The following is a 19431-nucleotide window of genomic DNA, read 5'->3' as shown; positions in this document are numbered from 1 at the left end:
TGCTCGGGCGGCGCTACCACCAGGCGGAGTCGAGCCTGCCCTCGATCGCGCGGAGGTTCTCGCGTGAGCAGGTGTCGCAGAAGTGGATCCGGGCGCCGTTCTCCACGGAGCAGGTCCAGGTGGGGCGCGGTCCGTCGGCGCGGATGCCGCAGCGGGCGCACACCAGCGGCTGTGCCTGGGGCTCGGCCTCGGAGCCGCGGTCGCCGTCGCCGTCACTGCCGGGAGGACTCGTCACCCACCCGACGATAACGCCGGTGCCCACCGGTAGCCCGGACAACGCACGGCGGGGGCCGCTCCGTTCGTGACGGATCGGCCCCCGCGAGGAGTCGGTGCCCTGCCGGTGGGAGACCCACCGGCGGTGCGGCGATTACTGCATGACCGCCATGGCGAGCGCCCGGCGGGCGCGCAGCGAGGCGCGCTCGGCCCGGCGCTGCATCCGGCGAGCGGTCGCCAGGCGCACGGCCTGGCGCTCCCGCTGCGCCTCGTGCTGGAGGTCGTGCATATGCGCACGTGCCAGGGCTTCTTGGATGAGTTGCATCTCTCGGTTCCTGTTCTGGCGCGCGGTGGTGGCGCCACTGCTGGTGAAGTCTTCAGGCGCGGAGCCTGCGTTCTCGTGGGTGGACGGCTTCATCGGGGCCTGCTTCTGGGGGTCGTGCGTGAGGGGGCGGTCGATCGTTCCGGTGATGTTCATGCCGTGACCGGGTTCTTGCGCGGGCGGCCACGCGGCCGCTTCCGGGCGACGACGACACCCTGGACGAACAGCTCGCCACCCCAGACGCCCCAGGGCTCACGCCGCTCCTTGGCGCCGGCGAGGCAGGCCTCCATCAGCGGGCAGGTGCGGCAGAGGGACTTGGCGTACTCGACGTCCGCCGGCGACTCGGCGAAGAAGACCTCCGGGTCGTACGAACGGCAGGGGACGGGCACGCCGAGGTTCTCGATGGCGTCGTCGAGCGCGGTGAGCGCGGTGAGGGGGGTCAAGGTCGGGTCCTCCGTGGAGCCAGGCTTGGGAATCACGTCTGAAGGCGGTACGGACGGGGCGTGCGCTTCGAGTTGCACGGTTCGTCTTCCTCGTCTGTTCGTTCCGGTCCTGTTGGACCGGTTGGCGGCTGGTACCGGGTCTTGCCTGTCCCGAGGCCCCTTCGCTCTGTCGCCCCCTGTGAGAGGGCAAACAGAAGGGCCGCGGATCCCGGATGGGGTTCCGCGGCCCTGAAGGCGCCGGCCTGATCTGCGATCAGGCTGGATCACTCCAGGGTTCTGGCCCACGGAAGGCCCACATCTGGTGGTGCTGCGTCGTCTGCTTCCGGAATCCGGCACCGGTCGCCGTAAAGGCATAGGCCTGCGCCTGTGCCACTACTGCCGCTTCCAGTGCCTTGGTCGGTCGCTCATTGCGCTCACGGACGGGAAGGCCCGCGAGGGACACGGCGGACGCCGGACGGACGGCACGAATGCCGGACAGACCGGTGCCCTGGTCCGAGGCGCCGAGCATGCACAGGGAGGCGACGACCGAGCGATCGGTCATTTTGGCGGTGCTGATGGAGCTGGCGTTGATGCTGATCACTGGACTCGCCTCCTCTCGGCGTCTCGGGGGACTGGTGTGCACCAGTCCTGCGGGTATGCAAGTACATCACGGATCAGGGGCCTCCGAGAAGGCCTCCGTTCGCGTGGTTAAGAACCTATGGGGATCGCTGGGGCATGCGCAAACTATTTTTGGGACGAGTTCCCGTCAGTCCTCATTTTCGCTCTCCTCAATCTCCTGACCTGCGCATATGGCCAGCACATCGGCTCCGTAGCGGTCGAGCTTCCGTTTGAGGAGACCTGGAATGCGGGCCAACTCATGCGGACTGCTCGGCTCCGCCTCGGCGATCGCCATCAGGGTGCGGTCCGTGAAGACGCAGAAGTCGGGCTGGCCGCTGCGCCGCGCCTGCTCAGCCCGCCAGTCGCGCAGCCGCTCGTACAGGCCCTCGTTCATGTCGGAGGGGCAGGTCTCGCAGCGCATCAGCTTCATCTCACCGGCGTCGATGAGGGTGCGCCCGCAGACCCGGCAGCGGGCGGGGGTGCGCTGCGTCCGTCTCGGGGCGCTCTCGCGCCGGCTGGTGAAGCCCCGCTCGACGCCCCCGGCACCGCCGCCCGCCGCGGCCCGGCCCTCAGCCCCAGCGGTGCCGGGGCGCAGTCCGTCCAGGAAGCGGCTGGGTCGGCGGTTGGGGCGGCCGCCGGGAGCACGGGTCAGCGCCCAGGAGACATGCAGATGGCGCCGGGCGCGGGTGACGCCGACGTAGAGCAGGCGGCGCTCCTCCTCCACCTGCTCGTCGGTCTTGGCGTAGGAGATCGGCATCATGCCCTCGGCGACACCGACCAGGAAGACGGCGTCCCACTCCAGGCCCTTCGCCGAGTGCAGGGAGGCGAGGGTGACGCCCTGGACGGTGGGGGCGTGCTGGGCGTTCGCCCGTTCGTCGAGCTCGGCGACCAGGTCGGCGAGGGTCGCGCCGGGCTTGGCCGCGGCGAAGTCCTGGGCGAGGTGGACCAGCGCGGCCAGCGACTCCCAGCGCTCTCTGACCGCACCGGAGCCGGCCGGGGGCTCGGACGTCCAACCCTCCCCCGACAGCACGGCACGCACCTGCGAAGGCAGGTCCACGACGTCGTCCAGGAGCGAGTCGTTGGCGCCGAAGCGGGCCGCGCCGCGCAGGGCGACGCTCGCCTTGCGTACCTCGGGGCGGTCGAAGAACCGCTCGGCGCCGCGCAGCTGATAGGGGATGCCCGCGTCGGCGAGGGCCTGCTCATAGGTCTCGGACTGCGAGTTGGTGCGGAACAGGACGGCGATCTCGGCGGCCGGGACCCCGGCGTCCAGCAGGTCGCGGATGCGCCGGGCGGCGCCCTCGGCCTCGGTCGGTTCGTCGGCGTACTCGGTGTAGACCGGCTCGGGGCCGGAGTCGCGCTGGGAGATCAGTTCCAGCCGGTGGTCGGCGGCGCGGCCGCGGGCCTGGGCGAGGAGGCCGTTGGCGAGGCGGACCACCTGCGGGGTGGAGCGGTAGTCCCGGACCAGCTTGACGACGGTGGCTCCGGGGTGGCGCGTGCGGAAGTCGAGCAGATGGTCCGGGGTGGCGCCGGTGAACGAGTAGATCGTCTGGCTGGCGTCCCCCACCACGCAGAGGCTGTCGCGTTCGCCGAGCCACAGCTCCAGCAGGCGCTGCTGGAGCGGGCTGACGTCCTGGTACTCGTCGACCACGAAGTGCTGGTACTGCGAACGCACCTGCTCGGCGATGTCCTGGCGGTCCTGGAGGACGGCGACGGTCAGCAGCAGGACGTCCTCGAAGTCGATGACGGCGCGGTCCCGCTTCAGGTCCTCGTAGACGGTGTAGAGCTGGGCGATCTCGGCGGGGTCGCGGGGGGCCTCCCGTCCGGCCTTCGCGGCGGCGAGCGCGTAGTCGCCGGGGACGGTCTGGGTGACCTTGGACCACTCGATCTCGGCGGTGACGTCCCGCAGCTCGTTGCGGTCGAGGCGGATGCGGCAGGCGGCGGCCGCGTCGGCGACGAGCTGGACCTTGCGGTCGACGATCCGCGGCATGGAGCCACCGACGGCTTTCGGCCAGAAGTACTGCAGCTGTCGCAGCGCGGCCGAGTGGAATGTGCGGGCCTGGACCCCGGCGGCGCCGAGCTGGCGCAGCCGGCCGCGCATCTCGCCGGCGGCGCGGGCGGTGAAGGTGACGGCGAGCACGCTGGCGGGCTGGAGGATGCCCGCGCGGACCCCGTAGGCGATGCGGTGGGTGATGGCCCGGGTCTTGCCGGTGCCGGCGCCCGCGAGCACGCACACCGGACCGTGCAGGGCGGTCGCCACCTCGCGCTGCTCGGGGTCGAGCCCTTCGAGCACGGCGTCGGGGGAGTCCGGTACCTGCGGGAACAGGGTGGAGTGCGTTGCTGCTGTCACACGTTCATGCTGCCAGGTCGCCGGAGACGGCCGCGCCGGTTGTCCACAGGCGGGCAGGGATAGTCGTACGAATGCGGCAGGCGTCACGTGCGCGGCATACCCCGGGTGGGAATGGCGGGCCCGTCCCGTACGTTCCCCCAGCGGACGACCCGATCCCCGAACTATCCGAGGAGCGCGCGAGACATGCAGGGCACTGTGACGATGTACAGCACCACCTGGTGCGGCTACTGCCAGCGGCTGAAGAAGCAGCTGGACCGCGAGGGCATCGCGTACACCGAGATCAACATCGAGCAGGACCCCGAGTCCGCCGCGTTCGTCGAGAAGGCCAATGGCGGAAACCAGACGGTGCCGACCGTGCTGTTCGCGGACGGTTCCACGCTGACGAACCCGTCGCTGGCCCAGGTGAAGCAGAAGGTCGGCGTCTGAGCCTGCCCGCTGCTCCGGACGTCCGGTCCGGCGGCTGAATCAAGAGCGACGAAGAGGGTGGCGGTCCCCCAGCGGGGCCGCCACGCTCTTCGTCTGTGCCCATGGGCTCCCGCGCCGGTCAGACTCCGCGCGTCGGCAGCTGCTTGCCGTACCAGAGCTCGATCAGGCGGGCCGCGATCGAGATGCCGTACGGCGGCAGGACCTCGCCCGACTCGAAGGCCGTACGCAGGTCGTCGCGGGAGAACCAGCGGGCCTCGTGGATCTCGTCACCGTCCACGTCGATGTCGGTGGAGGTGGCCCGGGCCATGAAGCCGAGCATGAGGCTGGAGGGGAAGGGCCAGGGCTGGCTGGCCACGTACTCGACCCCACCGACGTGGATGCCGGCCTCCTCGAAGACCTCGCGCCGCACGGCCTGCTCGATGGACTCCCCCGGCTCGACGAATCCGGCGAGCGTGGAGAAGCGGCCCTCGGGCCAGTGGACCTGGCGGCCGAGGAGGATGCGGTCCTCCTCGTCGGTCACTGCCATGATCACGGCCGGGTCGGTCCGCGGGTAGTGCTCGGCGCCGCAGGCGGGGCAGCGGCGGATGTGCCCGGCCGCGGCGATGACGGTGCGCTCGCCGCAGCGGGAGCAGAAGCGGTGGGTGCGCTGCCAGTTCTCCAGGCCGACGGCGTGCACCATCAGCCCCGCGTCGCGCGGCGACAGCAGCAGTCCGGCCTCGCGCAGTCCCGCGGGGCGCGCGGACTGGTCGATACGGCCCGGCAGGGCGTCCTTCTGCAGGGCGAAGTAGCTGACGCCGTCCTCGTCGATGCCGAGGAAGTAGCGGTGCGCCTCGGTGAGGGGAGCCTCGAACGAGGGCGTCATGACGAGTTCGGTGCGTCCGTCCGGCGTCTCGTCGATCAGGACCTGGCCCCCGGAGACCACGAAGCAGCGGGTCGTGGGGTGACTCCACGCCGCGGCCAGCCAGGCCTCGTCGAGCCGGTGGTGGGCGGCGCGGTCGATGCCGCTCGGGGCTGTGAGCGAGACGGGTCGGTCGGCGGTGTGGTCGGTCGAGGTGGTCACGGGTGCTTCCAACTCCCCCAGTGGAACGGTGTGCTTCGGCGGGTGGATCGGCGGGACATGGGATGGGAGGTGACCGGGGACGGCAGGGCTCGGCGGCGTGGGACGGCGTTTCCAGTGTGCCGCGCGTGTGCTGCCGCTCCGGGCGGGTGCGGTGCCTCAGGGCGCATGACGCCAGTGCGCGGCCAGATCACCCCACAGATAGGCGGTGGTCTCGACGCCTTTGAGGAGCAGGTCGAGCTCGACCTTCTCGTTCGGGGCGTGCCAGCCGTCGGAGGGGACGGAGATGCCGAGGAACAGCACGGGTGCGCCGAGCACGTCCTGGAGGTCGGCGGCGGGCCCGGAGCCGCCCTCGCGCGTGAAGCGCACGGGGCCCTCGAAGGCGCGGCCCATCGCGCGCACGACCGACTGCAGCGCCGGGTGGTCGAGCGGTGTCAGACACGGGCGGGTGGCCCCGCTGAAGGTGATCTCGCAGCGGATCCCCGCGGGCACCTGCTCGGCGGCCCACGCGCGGACGGCCTTCTCGATGTGGTCCGGGTCCTGTCCGGCGACCAGCCGGAAGGAGAGCTTCACCAGCGCGGACGACGGGATGATCGTCTTGCTGCCGGGGCCCTGGTAGCCCCCGCCGATGCCGTTGACCTCGGCGGTGGGGCGGGCCCAGACACGCTCCAGAGTGGTGTGGCCGGCCTCGCCGTGGGTGGCGTGCGACCGGGCGGTGCCCAGCCACCGCTCCTCGTCGAACGGCAGCTCGGCGAAGAGCTCGCGCTCGCGGTCGGTCAGCTCCACGACGCCGTCGTAGAAGCCGGGGATCGCCACGCGCGCGTGGTCGTCGTGGAGGGCGGCGACCAGGCGGGCGACGGCGGTCGCCGGGTTGGGGACGGCGCCGCCGAACGAGCCGGAGTGGATGTCCTGGTCGGGGCCGTACAGCCGGATCTCGCACTCGGCGAGGCCCCGCATGCCCGTGCACACCGTGGGCGTGTCCTCGGACCACATGCCGGTGTCGGAGACGATCACGGCGTCGGCGGCGAGCCGGTCGGCGCGCTCCTCGACCAGGGCGCGGAAGTGCGGGGAGCCGGACTCCTCCTCGCCCTCGATCAGCAGCTTCAGGTTGACGGCCGGGGCGGTGCGGCCGGTGGTGGCGAGGTGGGCGCGGACGCCGAGTGTGTGGAAGAACACCTGGCCCTTGTCGTCGGCGGCCCCGCGCGCGTACAGCCGTCCGTCGCGGACGACGGGCTCGAAGGGCTCGCTGTCCCAGCCGTCCTCGCGGGCGGCGGGCTGCACGTCGTGGTGGCCGTAGACGAGGACCGTGGGCGCCTCGGGGTCGCCGGAGGGCCAGTGCGCGAAGACGGCGGGCGCTCCGGGCGTGGGCCAGACCTCGACGGTCGGGAAGCCGGTCTCGCGCAGCTTGGCGGCGAGCCAGTCGGCGCTGCGGCGCACGTCGGGCGCGTGGGCGGGCTGAGCCGAGACGGACGGGATGCGCAGCCACTCCGCGAGATCGTCGAGGAAGGCGGTGCTGTGCTGTTCGATGTACGTACGGACAGCGTCGTCCGGGGTCTGGCTCATACTCCCGAGCCTATCGGCCCGCGCCGACATCCTGATTGGGCGGTTCCTCACACTCCGTCTCCCCGGCCGGCTCACCGGTGAGCAGCCGTTCCAGTGCCGCGCGGTCCGGCAGCTCGTCCGGGCGCACGACCTCGCCGCTGCGGACGTAGAGGAAGACGGCGTCCACCGCCTCCAGGGGGACGCCCTGCTGCTCGGCCCAGGCGAGCCGGTACAGGGCGAGCTGGAGGGGGTCGGCGGTGCGGGCGCGGTTGGTCTTCCAGTCGACGATCTCGTACGTCGCCTCGTCGCCGTCGCCGCTTCGGTACACGGCGTCGATGCGGCCGCGGACGACCCGGCCGGCGATCGCGAGCTGGAACGGCGCCTCCACCCGGTAGGGCGTGCGGTGCGCGTACTCGGTGCGCTCGAAGGCGTCCTTGAGCGCCTCCAGGTCGCGTTCGTCGGCGATCTCCGCCTCGCTGCCGGGCAGCTCGTCGGGGTCCATCATCGGCAGCGTCAACTCTTCGAAGCGGGCTTCCACCCATGCGTGGAACCGGGTGCCTCGGCGTGCGGCGGGTTGCGGGGGGCGCGGCATGGGGCGTGCGAGTTCCTGCGCGAACCCGTCCGGGTCGGCGGCCAGCCGCATCAGCTGCGACGCGGTCAGGGACGCGGGCAGCGGTACGTCCGTGACGCTCGCGCGGGCGCGCAGGAGCTCGCCGGTGAGGGCGTCGAGGTCGCGGTCCCAGGAGGCGAGGGTGCGGGCCTCCTCGGGCGTGAGGCGCTCTCGCGCGGGCGGCACGGGGGACGACGGTCCACGGTCCCGGTCGGGGGTTTGGTCCCGGTCCGGGGCCGGGGCGCGGGTGCCGGGCTCCGCCGCCTGGTGCGGGATCGCCGGGCGGGCGGGGGTCTGAGGCTCGGGGGCGCTCTCGTGCCGGGCGCCTTCGTACCCCTCGTCGTACGCGTCGCCCTCGTACGGGTCGTCCTCGAAAGGGTCCTCGTCGAAGGGATCGTCGGCGAGAGGGGCCTCGTCCCACAGGTCGGGTTCGTCGGGGTCGGCGTCCGCGTCCGGCGGAGGCGGCCAGTCCGGGTCGTCGTAGGTGTCGGGGTCGTGCGCGGCGACGGGGGCGTCCTGGGAGGCCAGCTGTTCGAGGTGGGCCAGAACCGTCTCGGCGGCCGCGCGGCGCCGGGCCAGGGCGGTGTCGTCCAGAGGAAGGGGCCAGGCGTGCTCGGCGCCCTCACGGAGCAGGGCCGGGTTCTCCGCGTCCTCGGCCGGCTCGTCGGCCCACACCTCGATCTCGCCGTGCCCGGCCGCGCAGTGGTCGTGCAGGGCGAGCAGGAAGTCGGAGGGCCCGCGGGGCTTCTTCTGGCTGGGGCCCCACCAGTGACCGGAGCCGAGGAGCAGTGAGCGGGGCCGGGTGAAGGTGACGTAGCCGAGGCGCAGCTCCTCGGTGTGCTGGTGCTCCTTCATGGCCTCGTGGAAGGCCTTGAGCCCCCGGGAGTCCCAGGAGGTGACGTCGGGGAGCGTGTCGGCGTCGCCGCGCAGCTCGTGCGGGAGGACCTTGCCCTGGGCGGTCCACTTCTCGCGGCCCTGGGTGCTGGGGAAGGTGCCGGTGACCAGTCCGGGGACGGCGACGACGTCCCACTCCAGGCCCTTGGACTTGTGCGCGGTGAGCACCTTGACGGTGTTGTCGCCGCCCGGCAGGGCGTTGTCGAGGCCCTTCTCGTACTGGGCGGCGGTGCGCAGGAAGGCCAGGAAGGCGAGCAGGGAGGCCTCGTGGTCGCCGGCCGCGAAGGACGCGGCGATGTCGAGGAAGTTGGACAGGGTCTCGCGCCGGCGGGCGGCGAGCGCGTGCGGGGAGGCCGAGAGCTCGACCTCCAGGCCGGTGACGGCGAGGACACGGTGGAGGACGTCCATGAGCGGGTCGGACAGGGCGCGGCGCAGATCGCGCAGCTCGGCGGCGAGGCGGGCGAAGCGCACGCGCGCGTCGGGCGAGAAGGGCAGCCCGTCGTCGTCCCCGGTGCCGTCCAGCGGCGTCTCCAGGAAGGTGTCGAGGGCGTCCGCGAGGGAGATCACCTCGGCCGGGTCGACGCCCTCGACGGCCTCGGCGAGGCGGCGGTCGGGGTCGTCGTCGCCGTCCACGCGCGCGTGGGAGACGAGCAGGCGGGCGCGGCGGCCCAGCAGGGCGAGGTCGCGCGGGCCGATGCGCCAGCGCGGGCCGGTGAGCAGCCGGACCAGGGAGGCGTTGGCGCCGGGGTCCTGGAGGACCTCGCAGACGGCGACCAGGTCGGCGATCTCGGGCAGGTGGAGCAGTCCGGACAGGCCGACCACCTCGACGGGTACGTCCCGTGCGACGAGCGCGCCCTGGATCTCCGCGAAGTCCCCGGCCGTACGGCACAGGACGGCGATCTCGCCCGGCGCCTTCCCGGTGTTCACCAGGTGGGCGATGGAGTCGGCGATCCAGTCGATCTCCTCGGCGTGGGTGGTCAGGAGGGCGCAGCGGACGATGCCGTCGCGCTCGGCTCCCGGGGCCGGGCGCAACGCCTCCACGCCCGCGTGCATGGCCCTCAGGGGCTCCGCGAGGCCGTTGGCGAGGTCGAGGAGGCGGCCGCCGCTGCGGCGGTTCTCGCTGAGGGACTGGCGGGTGGCGGGGCGGCCGTCGGCGTGGGCGAAGTGCTCGGGGAAGTCGTCGAGGTTGGCGACGGAGGCGCCGCGCCAGCCGTAGATCGCCTGGCAGGGGTCGCCGACGGCGGTCACGGGGTGGCCGGTGCCGTCGCCGAACAGCCCGGCCAGGAGGACGCGCTGGGCGACGGACGTGTCCTGGTACTCGTCGAGGAGGACCACCCGGAACTCGTCGCGCAGCAGCCGGCCGACCTCGGGCATCCCGGCGAGACGCGCCGACAGGGCGATCTGGTCGCCGAAGTCGAGCAGGTCCCGTTCGCGTTTGGCGGCGCGGTAGCGGACGACGAGGTCGGCGAGTTCGCGGCGCGCGGCGGCGGCCTCGGGGACCTTGCGCAGGTCGGCGTTGCTGAGCCGGGTGTTCTGCAGGGTGAGCAGCAGCTCGGCGTCGTGGGCGCGCAGCGCCTCGGGACGTACGAGGTGCTCGGAGAGTTCGGCGTCGAGGGCGAGCAGGTCGCTGACGAGGTCGGCGAAGGAGCGGGTGAGAGCCGGGTAGGGGCCGGGGGCCTCGCGCAGCACGCGCGCGGCGAGCTGGTAGCGGGTGGCGTCCGCGAGCAGCCGGGAGGTCGGTTCGAGACCGATGCGCAGGCCGTGGTCGGTCAGCAGACGGCCCGCGAACGCGTGGTAGGTGGAGATCACGGGCTCGCCCGGCGGGCGGTCCGGGTCGATGGCGTCGGGGTCGGTGACGCCGGCCCGGACTAGGGCCTTGCGGACGCGCTCGGCGAGCTCACCGGCGGCCTTGTTGGTGAAGGTCAGGCCGAGGACCTGCTCGGGCGCGACCTGGCCGGTGCCTACGAGCCACACCACGCGGGCCGACATGACGGTCGTCTTGCCCGATCCGGCGCCGGCCACGATCACCTGCGGGGCGGGCGGTGCGGTGATGCAGGCCGTCTGCTCCGGGGTGAACGGGATGCCGAGGAGCTCTTTGAGCTGCTCGGGGTCGGTGATACGGGCGGGCACCTGAGGAAGGCTAGCGGCGGCCACTGACAGCCCGTGTCCGTTCGGGCGGCCGGGGTGGGGAAAGCGCAGGTGGGAGCGGGTGGTGCGATCGGTCACGCCGGTCGCCGGCGGGTGCGGTCACTCGACCACGTGCCGTCCCTCGGGGCGGGCACTGCACGACGCCCGGAAGGCGCAGTGGGTGCAGTGCTGCCCCGCGGTGGGCGTGAACCGTTCGTCGAGGACCTTGCCGGCCGCCGTGGCCAGCAGGTCGCCGACCCACTCCCCCTCGGGGCCGTCCAGCGGCTGCTGCGCCTGCACCTTGGGCAGGGTGTCGCCGCCGTCCCGCTTCGCGGCGCCCTGGCGCAGCTGGACCAGCTCGGCGCCGCCCGGTTCGGGCCGGGCGCCGTCGAAGGCGTCGTCGACGGCGCCCTCGCGGACGGCGAGCTGGTAGACGGCGAGCTGCGGGTGGCGGGCCACCTCGGCCGCGCTGGGGGCCTGCTTGCCGGTCTTGAAGTCGACCACGTACGCGCGTCCGTCGGCGTCGGCCTCGACGCGGTCCATCTGGCCGCGGATGCGCACCTCGAAGTCGCCGGCCTCCAGCGTCACGTCGAAGTCGTGCTCGCTGGCCACCGGGGTGCGGCCCGCGCGGTCCATGACATGCCAGCGGAGGAAGCGTTCGAGCGCCGCGCGCGCGTGGGACTTCTCCTGCGCGGACTTCCACGGGGCGTCGAAGGCGAGGGCGTTCCAGACGGAGTCGAGGCGTTCCATGAGGACGTCGAGATCGGCCGGGGTGTGCCCGGAGGCGACCTCGTCGGCGAGGACGTGGACGACGTTGCCGAAGCCCTGGGCGACGGTCGCGGGCGCGTCGGCCTTCACCTCGCGGCCCAGGAACCACTGCAGGGCGCAGGTGTTGGCCAGCTGGTCCAGCGCGCTCCCGGACAGCACCACGGGCTGGTCGCGGTCGCGCAGCGGCACCTTGGACTCGGTGGGTTCGAACATGCCCCACCAGCGGTAGGGGTGGGCGGCGGGCACCAGGGGGCGGCCGTCGTCGTCGGAGAGCGCGGCCAGCCGGGCCAGCCGGAACGCGGCGGCCCGGCGCAGGGCGTCGGACGCGCGCGGGTCGACCGTCGTCGCCCGCAGCTCGGCGACGAGGGCGGCCACGGACAGCGGGCGGCGGGGCCGGCCGGTCACGTCGGCGGGGTCCACGCCGAGTTCGGTGAGGAACCGGGACGGCTGGTCGCCGTCGTCGGCGGGGGCCTTCACGGCGGTGACGACGAGCCGTTCACGCGCGCGCGTGGCGGCCACGTAGAACAGCCGGCGCTCCTCGGCGAGCAGCGCGCCCGGGGTGAGCGGTTCGGCGAGCCCGTCACGGCCGATCCGGTCGGCCTCCAGGAGGGAGCCCCGGCGGCGCAGATCGGGCCACAGGCCCTCCTGGACCCCGGCGACGACGACCAGGCGCCACTCCAGCCCCTTGGAACGGTGCGCGGTCATCAGGCGCACCGCGTCCGGGCGTACGGCCCGCCGGCTCAGGGTGTCGGCGGCGATGTCCTCGGCGTCGATCTCCTCGAGGAAGTTCAGGGCGCCCCGGCCGCCGGTGCGCTCCTCCGCGCGCGCGGCCGTCGCGAACAGCGCGCATACGGCGTCCAGGTCGCGGTCGGCGTTACGGCCCGCGGCGCCGCCGCGGCGGGCGGCCCGTTCCAGGCGGGTGGGCCACGGGGTGCCCTCCCACAGGTCCCACAGCGCCTCCTCGGCCGTACCGCCGCCCGCGAGGCGCTCGCGGGCCTTGCGGAGCAGCGCGCCGAGCCGCTGCGCGCCCCGCGCGTACGCGGGGTCGTGCACGGCCAGCCGCTCCGGCTCGGCCAGCGCGCGGGCGAGCAGGTCGTCGGAGGGCGGCGGCAGCGGGTTGCCTCCGGCCCGCTCCTCGTCGCGCAGGGCTCGCCCCAGGCGGCGCAGATCGGCGGCGTCCATGCCGGCCAGGGGCGAGGTGAGCAGGGTGAGGGCGGTCTCGGTGTCGAGCCAGCAGGGAGCCTCGGCGGTGGCCGCCTCCGGGCCGTCCGGGTCTTCCGGTGAGCCGTGCCCCTGCCTGTCGGAGGGGCCGGCCTCCGCCGTCGCCACCGCGCGCAGTGCCGTCAGCAGGGGCGCGACGGAGGGTTCGTGGCGCAGGGGCAGGTCGTCGCCGTCGATGTCCAGGGGCACTCCGGCGGCCGTGAGGGCGCGGCGGACGGTCGGGATGGTGCGGGAGCCGGCCCGGACCAGGACGGCCATGTCGCTCCAGGGGACGCCGTCCTCCAGGTGGGCCCGGCGCAGGATGTCCGCGATGTTGTCCAGCTCGGTGCCGGCCGTCGGGTAGGTGAAGACCTCCACCCGGCCGCCCTCGCGGACGGGGGCGAGTTCGCGGTGGGCGCGGACCTTGTCGGCCGGGAGCCGGGTGAGCGGCATGCGCCGGGTCAGCAGCCGGGTCGCGGCCAGCAGCGCGGCGCCGGAGCGGCGGGAGACGCGCAGGACCTCTACGGGGGCGGGGCGGCCGTCCGCGCGCGGGAAGGCGTGCGGGAACTCCAGGATGCCGTTCACATCGGCGCCCCGGAACGTGTAGATCGACTGGTCGGGGTCGCCGAAGGCCACCAGGGTGCGGCCGCCGCCGGCGAGGGCGCGCAGGAGCCGTACCTGCGCCGGGTCGGTGTCCTGGTACTCGTCGACGTACACGGCGTCGTAGCGCGCGGCGAGCGCCTCGGCGGCGTCGGTCCGCTGCGCGAGCAGGACCGCGCGGTGGACCAGCTCGGCGTAGTCGAGAACGCCCTGGAGGTCGAGGACGTCCAGGTACTCGGCGAGGAAGGAGGCCGCGGCCCGCCAGTCGGGGCGGCCGATACGGCGGGCGAAGTCGTCCAGAGCGCCGGGGCCGAGGCCCAGCTCACGGCTGCGGGCGAGGACCGCGCGGACCTCGTCGGCGAAGCCCCGGGTGGTCAGGCAGGCGCGCAGCTCGTCCGGCCAGCGCACATGGGCGAGCCCGAGCCGCTCCAGCTCGGGCTGGCCCGCGAGCAGCTCGCGGACGGTGACGTCCTGCTCCGGACCGGAGAGCAGCCGCAGTGGCTCGACGAACAGGTCGTGGTCCTGGTGGGCGCGGACCAGGGCGTAGCAGAACGAGTGGAAGGTGGTCGCCTGGGGCGCGCGGGCGGCACCGATGCGCAGCGCCATGCGGTCGCGCAGCTCCACGGCGGCCTTGCGGCTGAACGTCAGCACGAGGATGCGCTCGGGATCGCCCCCGCGCGCGATGCGCTCCGCCACCGACTCGACGAGCGTGGTCGTCTTGCCGGTGCCCGGGCCCGCGAGGACGAGCATCGGCCCGGTCCTGTGGTCAACCACCGAGCGCTGTGCGGCGTCCAGACGAGGGGGAGCCGCCTGGGCCGGAGGAGTACGCACCAACCGGTAAGCGCCACGGGCCCCCTGTCGCACCGGGGTGTGCGACAGGCGCCTGGTGGAGGAAGAGGAGCTCACGTGGTTCGCCGGTCCTGGTGGGTGTGCATGGGGTCGTGGCCGGCGCGGTGCGCCGTCGTCGGGGGACAGTGGTCGGGGTCGCGGTCGGCCGCTTTCCGGGCGGGGCGGGCGGTGACCGCGGGATGAGGGGGACACGCGCAGCCGACGCTACGCCGCGGGACCTCACGGAAGCAGGGCTTCCGCTTCATCCCTCGGGTCACTCCTGGCACCTGCGCCCCTCGCCTAACGAACGTACGTCATGCCTCGGACGTACCCTCCTGCCCCCGGACGCGTCACGGGTCACACGGCGGGCCCGCCGATGGCGGAAGCTGTCAGGTGTGACCCTGTGCGCGTCCGCCGCCGTCCCAGCGCGCCCGCCTCATGTCGAGGCGCGGCAGGTGGCCCTCGGCCGCCCTGCTGACCTCTTTCAAGGGGGTGCCCTCGGCGCGGTAGTGCTCCAGCGCCCGCAGCTCGTGGCCGGGCAGCAGGACGCCGTCCGCGCGGACCACCCGCCACCACGGGACGGCGCCCCCGTAGAGGGCCATCACCCGGCCCACCTGGCGGGGCCCGCCCTCCTCCAGCCATTCGGCGACGTCCCCGTAGGTCATGACGCGCCCCGGCGGGATCAGCTCGGCGACCTCCAGGACCCGCTCGGCGTACTCCGGCAGCGCGTCCGCGCGCTCCGGTCGGGCGGTGTCCGGCAGGCTCTCCTCGCTCATCCGCCCCATCCTGCCGCACCCCACCGACAACGCGACGCGCCCGCCACCGTGCGTAGCCCTCGCCCCGGGGCCCCGCTTCCGGCAGACTGTGCGCCCCCGCGTTTGCACCCTGATGCCCCTGTGTGTCGGTGGGGCATGCCACCATCGTGCGGGCGGTGACTGGTGATACGAGATCAAGAAGAGACGATGAAGCAGCAGGGCGTGCACCCGGAGGACGCGGAGAGCACGTCCGGCGCTTCGTCGCGCCCTGACACCGCGCGCGCGGGCGACAAGGACCCCGAGGGGGCCGCCGCCGGCGAGGAAGAGCAGATCGGGAAGGGTTCCGGCACGGGCCCCGAGGCCGGTGAGACGGCAGGGCGGGACGCCGAGGAGGCGTACGCCGACGAGGTCGAGGGCGACGAGCCGCTCCTCCCCGCGCGCGTGCACCGCCCCTCCGACCTCGTCCGGGTCCTGGTGGGCGTGCTGGGGATCGTGCTGCTGCTCGCGGTCGCCGCGTTTGCGCACGGCACCACCTCGGGCCTCGAACAGGACATCAACAAGGGCACCGGGCAGGCGCCCGACGTCTTCAGCAAGATCGCCGGTCTGGTCTCCAGCATCGCCATCCTGCTGGTCCCTGTGGCCTTCGCGATCGAACGGCTGATCAAGCGGGACGGGCTGCGCATCGCGGACGGCGTCCTGGCGGCCGTCCTCGCGCACGGGGTGACACTCGCCACAGACCTGTGGGTCGCGCGGGCCGCCCCGGAGTCCATCCGGGACGCGCTCACCCAGCCCTCCCCCGGTGACGTCGGCTCGCTCACCGACCCGGTGCACGGCTATCTCGCGCCGGTCATCGCGTACATGACGGCCGTGGGCATGTCCCGCAGACCCCGCTGGCGCGCGGTCCTGTGGGCGGTCCTGGTCCTGTACGCGTTCTCGATGCTGGTCACCGGCTACACCACGCCGTTCTCGATCCTGCTGACGCTGCTGATCGGCTGGGCCGTCGCCTACGGCACGCTTTATGCCGTCGGTTCGCCCAACGTACGCCCGACCGGACGGACCCTGATGGCGGGCCTGCGGCACGTCGGCTTCCGCCCGGTGAGCGCGGCCCGCGAGGAGGTCGCCGATGCCCAGGAGACCGCCACCGACCGCGGCCGGCGCTACTTCGTCACCCTAGAGGACGGGCCTCCGCTGGACGTCACGGTCGTCGACCGGGAGCAGCAGGCGCAGGGCTTCTTCTACCGCGCGTGGCGCAATCTCACGCTGCGCGGCTTCGCCACCCGCAGCAGCCTCCAGTCGCTGCGGCAGGCCCTGGAGCAGGAGGCCCTGCTCGCCTACGCGGCCATCGCGGCCGGCGCCAACGCGCCCAAGCTGATCGCCACCTCCGAGCTCGGCCCGGACGCCGTGATGCTCGTCTACGAGCACACCGGCGGCCGCACCCTGGACTCGCTGGCGGACGACGAGATCACCGACGATCTGCTGCGCGACACCTGGCTCCAGGTCAAGGCGCTGCAGTCCCGCCGTATCGCGCACCGCAGGCTGGTCGGTGACGCCATCCTGGTGGATCGTTCCGGCAAGGTGATCATCACCGATCTCCGCATAGGGGAGATCGCGGCGAACAGCCTGCTGCTGCGCATGGACATCTCCCAGCTGCTGGTCACCGTCGGGCTGCGGGTCGGCGCCGAGCGCGCCGTGGCCTCGGCGGTCGGCGTGCTCGGTCCGGACGCCGTGGCCGACTGCCTGCCGATGCTCCAGCCCATCGCGCTGAGCCGCTCCACGCGCGCGACGCTGCGCCGGCTCGCCAGGGAACGCGCCGAACGCGAGCGCGAGGCCGTCCTGGAGGCGTCCCGGCTGTCCAAGCAGGCCCGCAGCGAGGAGGCCGCCACCGACGCCGGGACCGGCTCCGACAAGCCGGACAAGAAGACCGTACGGGCGCAGGCGCGGGCCGAGAAGCGGGCCCTGGACGAGGCGCTGGAAGACGCGCGCGAGGAGGACCTGCTCACCCTGATCCGGCACGAGGTGCTGCGCATCAGGCCGCAGGCACCGGTCGAGCCGGCCCGGCTGGAGCGGGTGCGTCCGCGCACCCTGATCAGCTTCATCGCCGGCGCCATCGGCGCGTACTTCCTGCTCACGCAGCTCACCCACATCGAGTTCGGCCCGCTCGTCGCGAACGCCCAGTGGGGCTGGGTGGCCGCGGCCGTGCTGTTCTCCGCCGCCAGCTACTTCGCCGCGGCGATGGCTCTGCTGGGGTTCGTGCCGGAGCGGGTGCCGTTCCGGCGGACGGTGGCCGCGCAGGTCGCCGGGTCGTTCGTGAAGATCGTCGCGCCGGCCGCGGTCGGCGGTGTCGCCCTGAACACCCGCTTCCTGCAGCGCGCGGGAGTGCGGCCGGGGCTCGCGGTGGCGAGTGTCGGCGCGTCGCAGCTGTTCGGGCTCGGCTGCCACATCCTGATGCTGCTGGCCTTCGGCTACCTCACCGGAACCGAGAAGACGCCCTCCCTGTCGCCGTCCCGCACGGTCATCGCCGGTCTGCTGACGGTGGCGGTGCTGGTGCTCGTCGTGACGTCGGTGCCGTTCCTGCGGAAGTTCGTCGTCACGCGCGTGAGGTCGCTGTTCGCGGGTGTCGTGCCGCGCATGCTCGATGTGCTCCAGCGGCCGCAGAAGCTGATCACCGGCATCGGCGGCATGCTGCTGCTGACCGCCTGCTTCGTCATGTGCCTGGACGCCTCGATCAGGGCGTTCGGCAGCGAGGGCACCTCCCTGAGCATCGCCAGCGTGGCCGTCGTCTTCCTCGCGGGCAACGCGCTCGGCTCGGCCGCGCCGACCCCGGGCGGCGTGGGTGCCGTCGAGGCCACCCTGACCGTCGGTCTGATCGCCGTCGGCCTGCCCAGCGAGGTCGCCGCGCCCGCGGTGCTGCTGTTCCGCCTGCTGACCCTGTGGCTGCCGGTGCTGCCGGGGTGGCTGGCCTTCAACCATCTGAGCCGCAAGGGCGCGTTGTAGGGCGGCTCAGCACCCGACGAGCCGCCGTACGGTGGAGGGGCACCGAACGGGCGGGGCGCCGCCGTACCTCGTACGGCCCGTGGCCCGGGCGCCGCGCCCCGGACGACCGCAGGATGGGATCATGCCGAACCCGCCCCGGCTGCGCGCCGCCGCCCTGACCGCCGCCGCCCTGCTGCTGGCCTCCGCGCTCGCGGCCTGCGGGGACGACGACTCCGGCGACCGTGACCTGACGGCGCAGAAACTGACCTGGCGTGACTGCCCGGCACCCTCGCAGGCACAGGGCGGCGGAGGAAGCCCGTCGCCACTGCCGGACGACGGCACCTGGCAGTGCGCGAAGATGAAGGCGCCCCGCGACTGGGACGAACCCGAGGGCGACACCATCGACATCGAGCTCATCCGGGTGCGGACCACCGCTCCCGAGGACCGCCGCATCGGCTCCTTGATCTTCAACTTCGGCGGGCCGGGCGGCTCGGGCGTCACCACGCTGCCGGCCTTCGGCTCGTCCTACGAGGCCCTGCGCACCCGCTACGACCTGGTGAGCTTCGACCCGCGCGGGGTCGGCCGCAGCGCGCCCGTGTGGTGCGAGGACGACCAGCAGCTCGACGCCTACTTCCAGCAGGACGCCTCACCGGACGACGCGGCCGAGCGCACCGAGTTCCTCGACAGCACCAAGGAGTTCAACAGCGCCTGCGAGAAGAACTCCGGCGCGATGCTGCCGCACGTGGGCACCACGGAGGCGGCCCGCGACCTGGAGCTGATGCGTCAGGTCCTGGGCGACGACAGGCTCCACTACTTCGGCATCTCCTACGGCACCGAACTCGGCGGCGTCTACGCCCATCTGTTCCCGGAGAAGGTCGGGCGGGCCGTGTTCGACGCGGTGGTCGATCCCACCCAGAACCCCGAACAGGGCTCGCTTGCCCAGGCCAAGGGCTTCCAGCTGGCGCTCGGCAACTTCGCAGAGGACTGCGTCTCCCGCGTCGAGGACTGCCCGATCGGCGGCACCGCCGAGGACATCGAGAACCGCATCGCCAAGCTGCTGAAGGACCTCGACAGCAAGCCGATCAAGGGCATCTTCCCGCGCGAGCTCACCCAGGCCGCCGCCACCAGCGGCATCCTGCAGGCGCTGTACTCGAAGGACCTCTGGCCCTATCTCACGGAAGGGCTCGAGCAGGCGTACGACGGGGACGGCAGCACCCTCATGCTGCTCTCCGACGCGCTGAACGGCCGCAGCGAGAACGGCGAATACAACAACAGCACCGCAGCCAACGTCTCGATCAACTGTGCCGACGACAAGCCGCGCTACACCCCGGCGTTCGTGGAGGACCGGCTGCCGGAGTTCCGCGCGGCCTCCGAGCTGTTCGGCGACTCCCTCGCCTGGTCGCTGCTCAGCTGCACGGACTGGCCCGTGGCGGGCGCCGCCGACCATCCGGACGTCAGCGCGCCCGGCGCGGCACCGATCCTCGTCGTGGGCAACACCGGCGACCCGGCCACCCCCTATGAGGGGGCCCGGAAGATGGCGCAGGCGCTGGGCGACGGGGTCGGCGTCGAGATGACCTACCGGGGCGAGGGGCACGGGGCGTACGAGAGCGACAACAAGTGCGTACGAGACGCGGTGAACGGCTATCTGCTGGACGGGAAGGTGCCGACGGCCGGGACGGTCTGCTCGTGAGAACCATCGACCATCGAGTTTCTGCAGGTCAGAGAGTTA

At 73.2% G+C, this 19431-nt stretch carries 13 protein-coding genes; 3 read left to right on the top strand and 10 right to left on the bottom strand.

Annotated features, from left to right (window positions below; translation table 11 throughout):
- Nucleotides 1-13: 13 nt before the first annotated feature.
- The 5 genes from KBY32_RS03995 to KBY32_RS03975 form a co-directional block, all read right to left on the bottom strand.
- Nucleotides 14-235, bottom strand: a complete 222-nt coding sequence (locus KBY32_RS03995; protein ID WP_210978913.1) for a hypothetical protein — start codon at nucleotides 233-235, stop codon at nucleotides 14-16.
- 132 nt (nucleotides 236-367) lie between these two features.
- Nucleotides 368-691: a hypothetical protein gene (locus KBY32_RS03990; RefSeq protein ID WP_055621915.1), complete on the bottom strand. Its 324-nt coding sequence runs from the start codon at nucleotides 689-691 to the stop codon at nucleotides 368-370.
- The gene (locus KBY32_RS03985; RefSeq protein WP_055621914.1) at nucleotides 688-1056 is read right to left on the bottom strand and encodes a WhiB family transcriptional regulator; all 369 of its coding nucleotides are present in this window, start codon (nucleotides 1054-1056) and stop codon (nucleotides 688-690) included. Before KBY32_RS03985 ends, KBY32_RS03990 begins: the two co-directional genes overlap by 4 nt.
- Nucleotides 1057-1231: 175 nt before the next feature.
- On the bottom strand, nucleotides 1232-1558 hold the full coding sequence (locus KBY32_RS03980) for a hypothetical protein (RefSeq protein WP_108708580.1): 327 nt from the start codon (nucleotides 1556-1558) through the stop codon (nucleotides 1232-1234).
- Between the two features lie 165 nt (nucleotides 1559-1723).
- On the bottom strand, nucleotides 1724-3922 hold the full coding sequence (locus KBY32_RS03975) for an ATP-dependent DNA helicase UvrD2 (protein ID WP_210978912.1): 2199 nt from the start codon (nucleotides 3920-3922) through the stop codon (nucleotides 1724-1726).
- A gap of 183 nt (nucleotides 3923-4105) precedes the next feature.
- On the opposite strand from KBY32_RS03975, the gene KBY32_RS03970 reads away from it, so the two are divergent.
- On the top strand, nucleotides 4106-4348 hold the full coding sequence (locus tag KBY32_RS03970) for a mycoredoxin (RefSeq protein WP_055621911.1): 243 nt from the start codon (nucleotides 4106-4108) through the stop codon (nucleotides 4346-4348).
- Nucleotides 4349-4466: 118 nt separating this feature from the next.
- Here KBY32_RS03970 and nudC read toward each other — a convergent pair whose 3' ends face one another.
- The 5 genes from nudC to KBY32_RS03945 all read right to left on the bottom strand — a co-directional run bounded on the left by nudC (nucleotide 4467) and on the right by KBY32_RS03945 (nucleotide 14750).
- The gene (gene nudC / locus KBY32_RS03965) at nucleotides 4467-5408 is read right to left on the bottom strand and encodes an NAD(+) diphosphatase (protein WP_055621910.1); all 942 of its coding nucleotides are present in this window, start codon (nucleotides 5406-5408) and stop codon (nucleotides 4467-4469) included.
- A gap of 156 nt (nucleotides 5409-5564) precedes the next feature.
- Complete coding sequence (locus KBY32_RS03960; RefSeq protein WP_210978911.1) at nucleotides 5565-6968, bottom strand: dipeptidase; 1404 nt, start codon at nucleotides 6966-6968, stop codon at nucleotides 5565-5567.
- A gap of 10 nt (nucleotides 6969-6978) precedes the next feature.
- Nucleotides 6979-10581 carry an ATP-dependent DNA helicase gene (locus KBY32_RS03955; RefSeq protein WP_210978910.1) on the bottom strand — a complete coding sequence of 1201 codons (3603 nt, stop codon included), beginning with the start codon at nucleotides 10579-10581 and terminating at the stop codon, nucleotides 6979-6981.
- A gap of 117 nt (nucleotides 10582-10698) precedes the next feature.
- Nucleotides 10699-14052 (bottom strand): ATP-dependent DNA helicase, encoded by a 3354-nt coding sequence (locus tag KBY32_RS03950; RefSeq protein WP_210978909.1) that lies wholly within the window; start codon nucleotides 14050-14052, stop codon nucleotides 10699-10701.
- A 311-nt stretch (nucleotides 14053-14363) separates the two neighbouring features.
- Nucleotides 14364-14750: an MGMT family protein gene (locus KBY32_RS03945; protein ID WP_210978908.1), complete on the bottom strand. Its 387-nt coding sequence runs from the start codon at nucleotides 14748-14750 to the stop codon at nucleotides 14364-14366.
- 186 nt (nucleotides 14751-14936) lie between these two features.
- Between KBY32_RS03945 and KBY32_RS03940 the strand changes: the two genes are divergently transcribed.
- Both KBY32_RS03940 and KBY32_RS03935 read left to right on the top strand, forming a co-directional pair.
- Nucleotides 14937-17723, top strand: a complete 2787-nt coding sequence (locus tag KBY32_RS03940) for a lysylphosphatidylglycerol synthase transmembrane domain-containing protein (protein WP_210978907.1) — start codon at nucleotides 14937-14939, stop codon at nucleotides 17721-17723.
- A 121-nt stretch (nucleotides 17724-17844) separates the two neighbouring features.
- Nucleotides 17845-19392, top strand: a complete 1548-nt coding sequence (locus KBY32_RS03935) for an alpha/beta hydrolase (protein ID WP_210978906.1) — start codon at nucleotides 17845-17847, stop codon at nucleotides 19390-19392.
- The last annotated feature ends 39 nt before the right edge of the window (nucleotides 19393-19431 follow it).

This window comes from Streptomyces sp. RK62, from assembly GCF_018070255.1.
GTDB classification, from domain to species: domain Bacteria; phylum Actinomycetota; class Actinomycetes; order Streptomycetales; family Streptomycetaceae; genus Streptomyces; species Streptomyces nigra.
The sequence above is the reverse complement of the archived record's forward strand: the minus strand, read 5'-3'. Positions and strand labels throughout refer to the sequence as shown.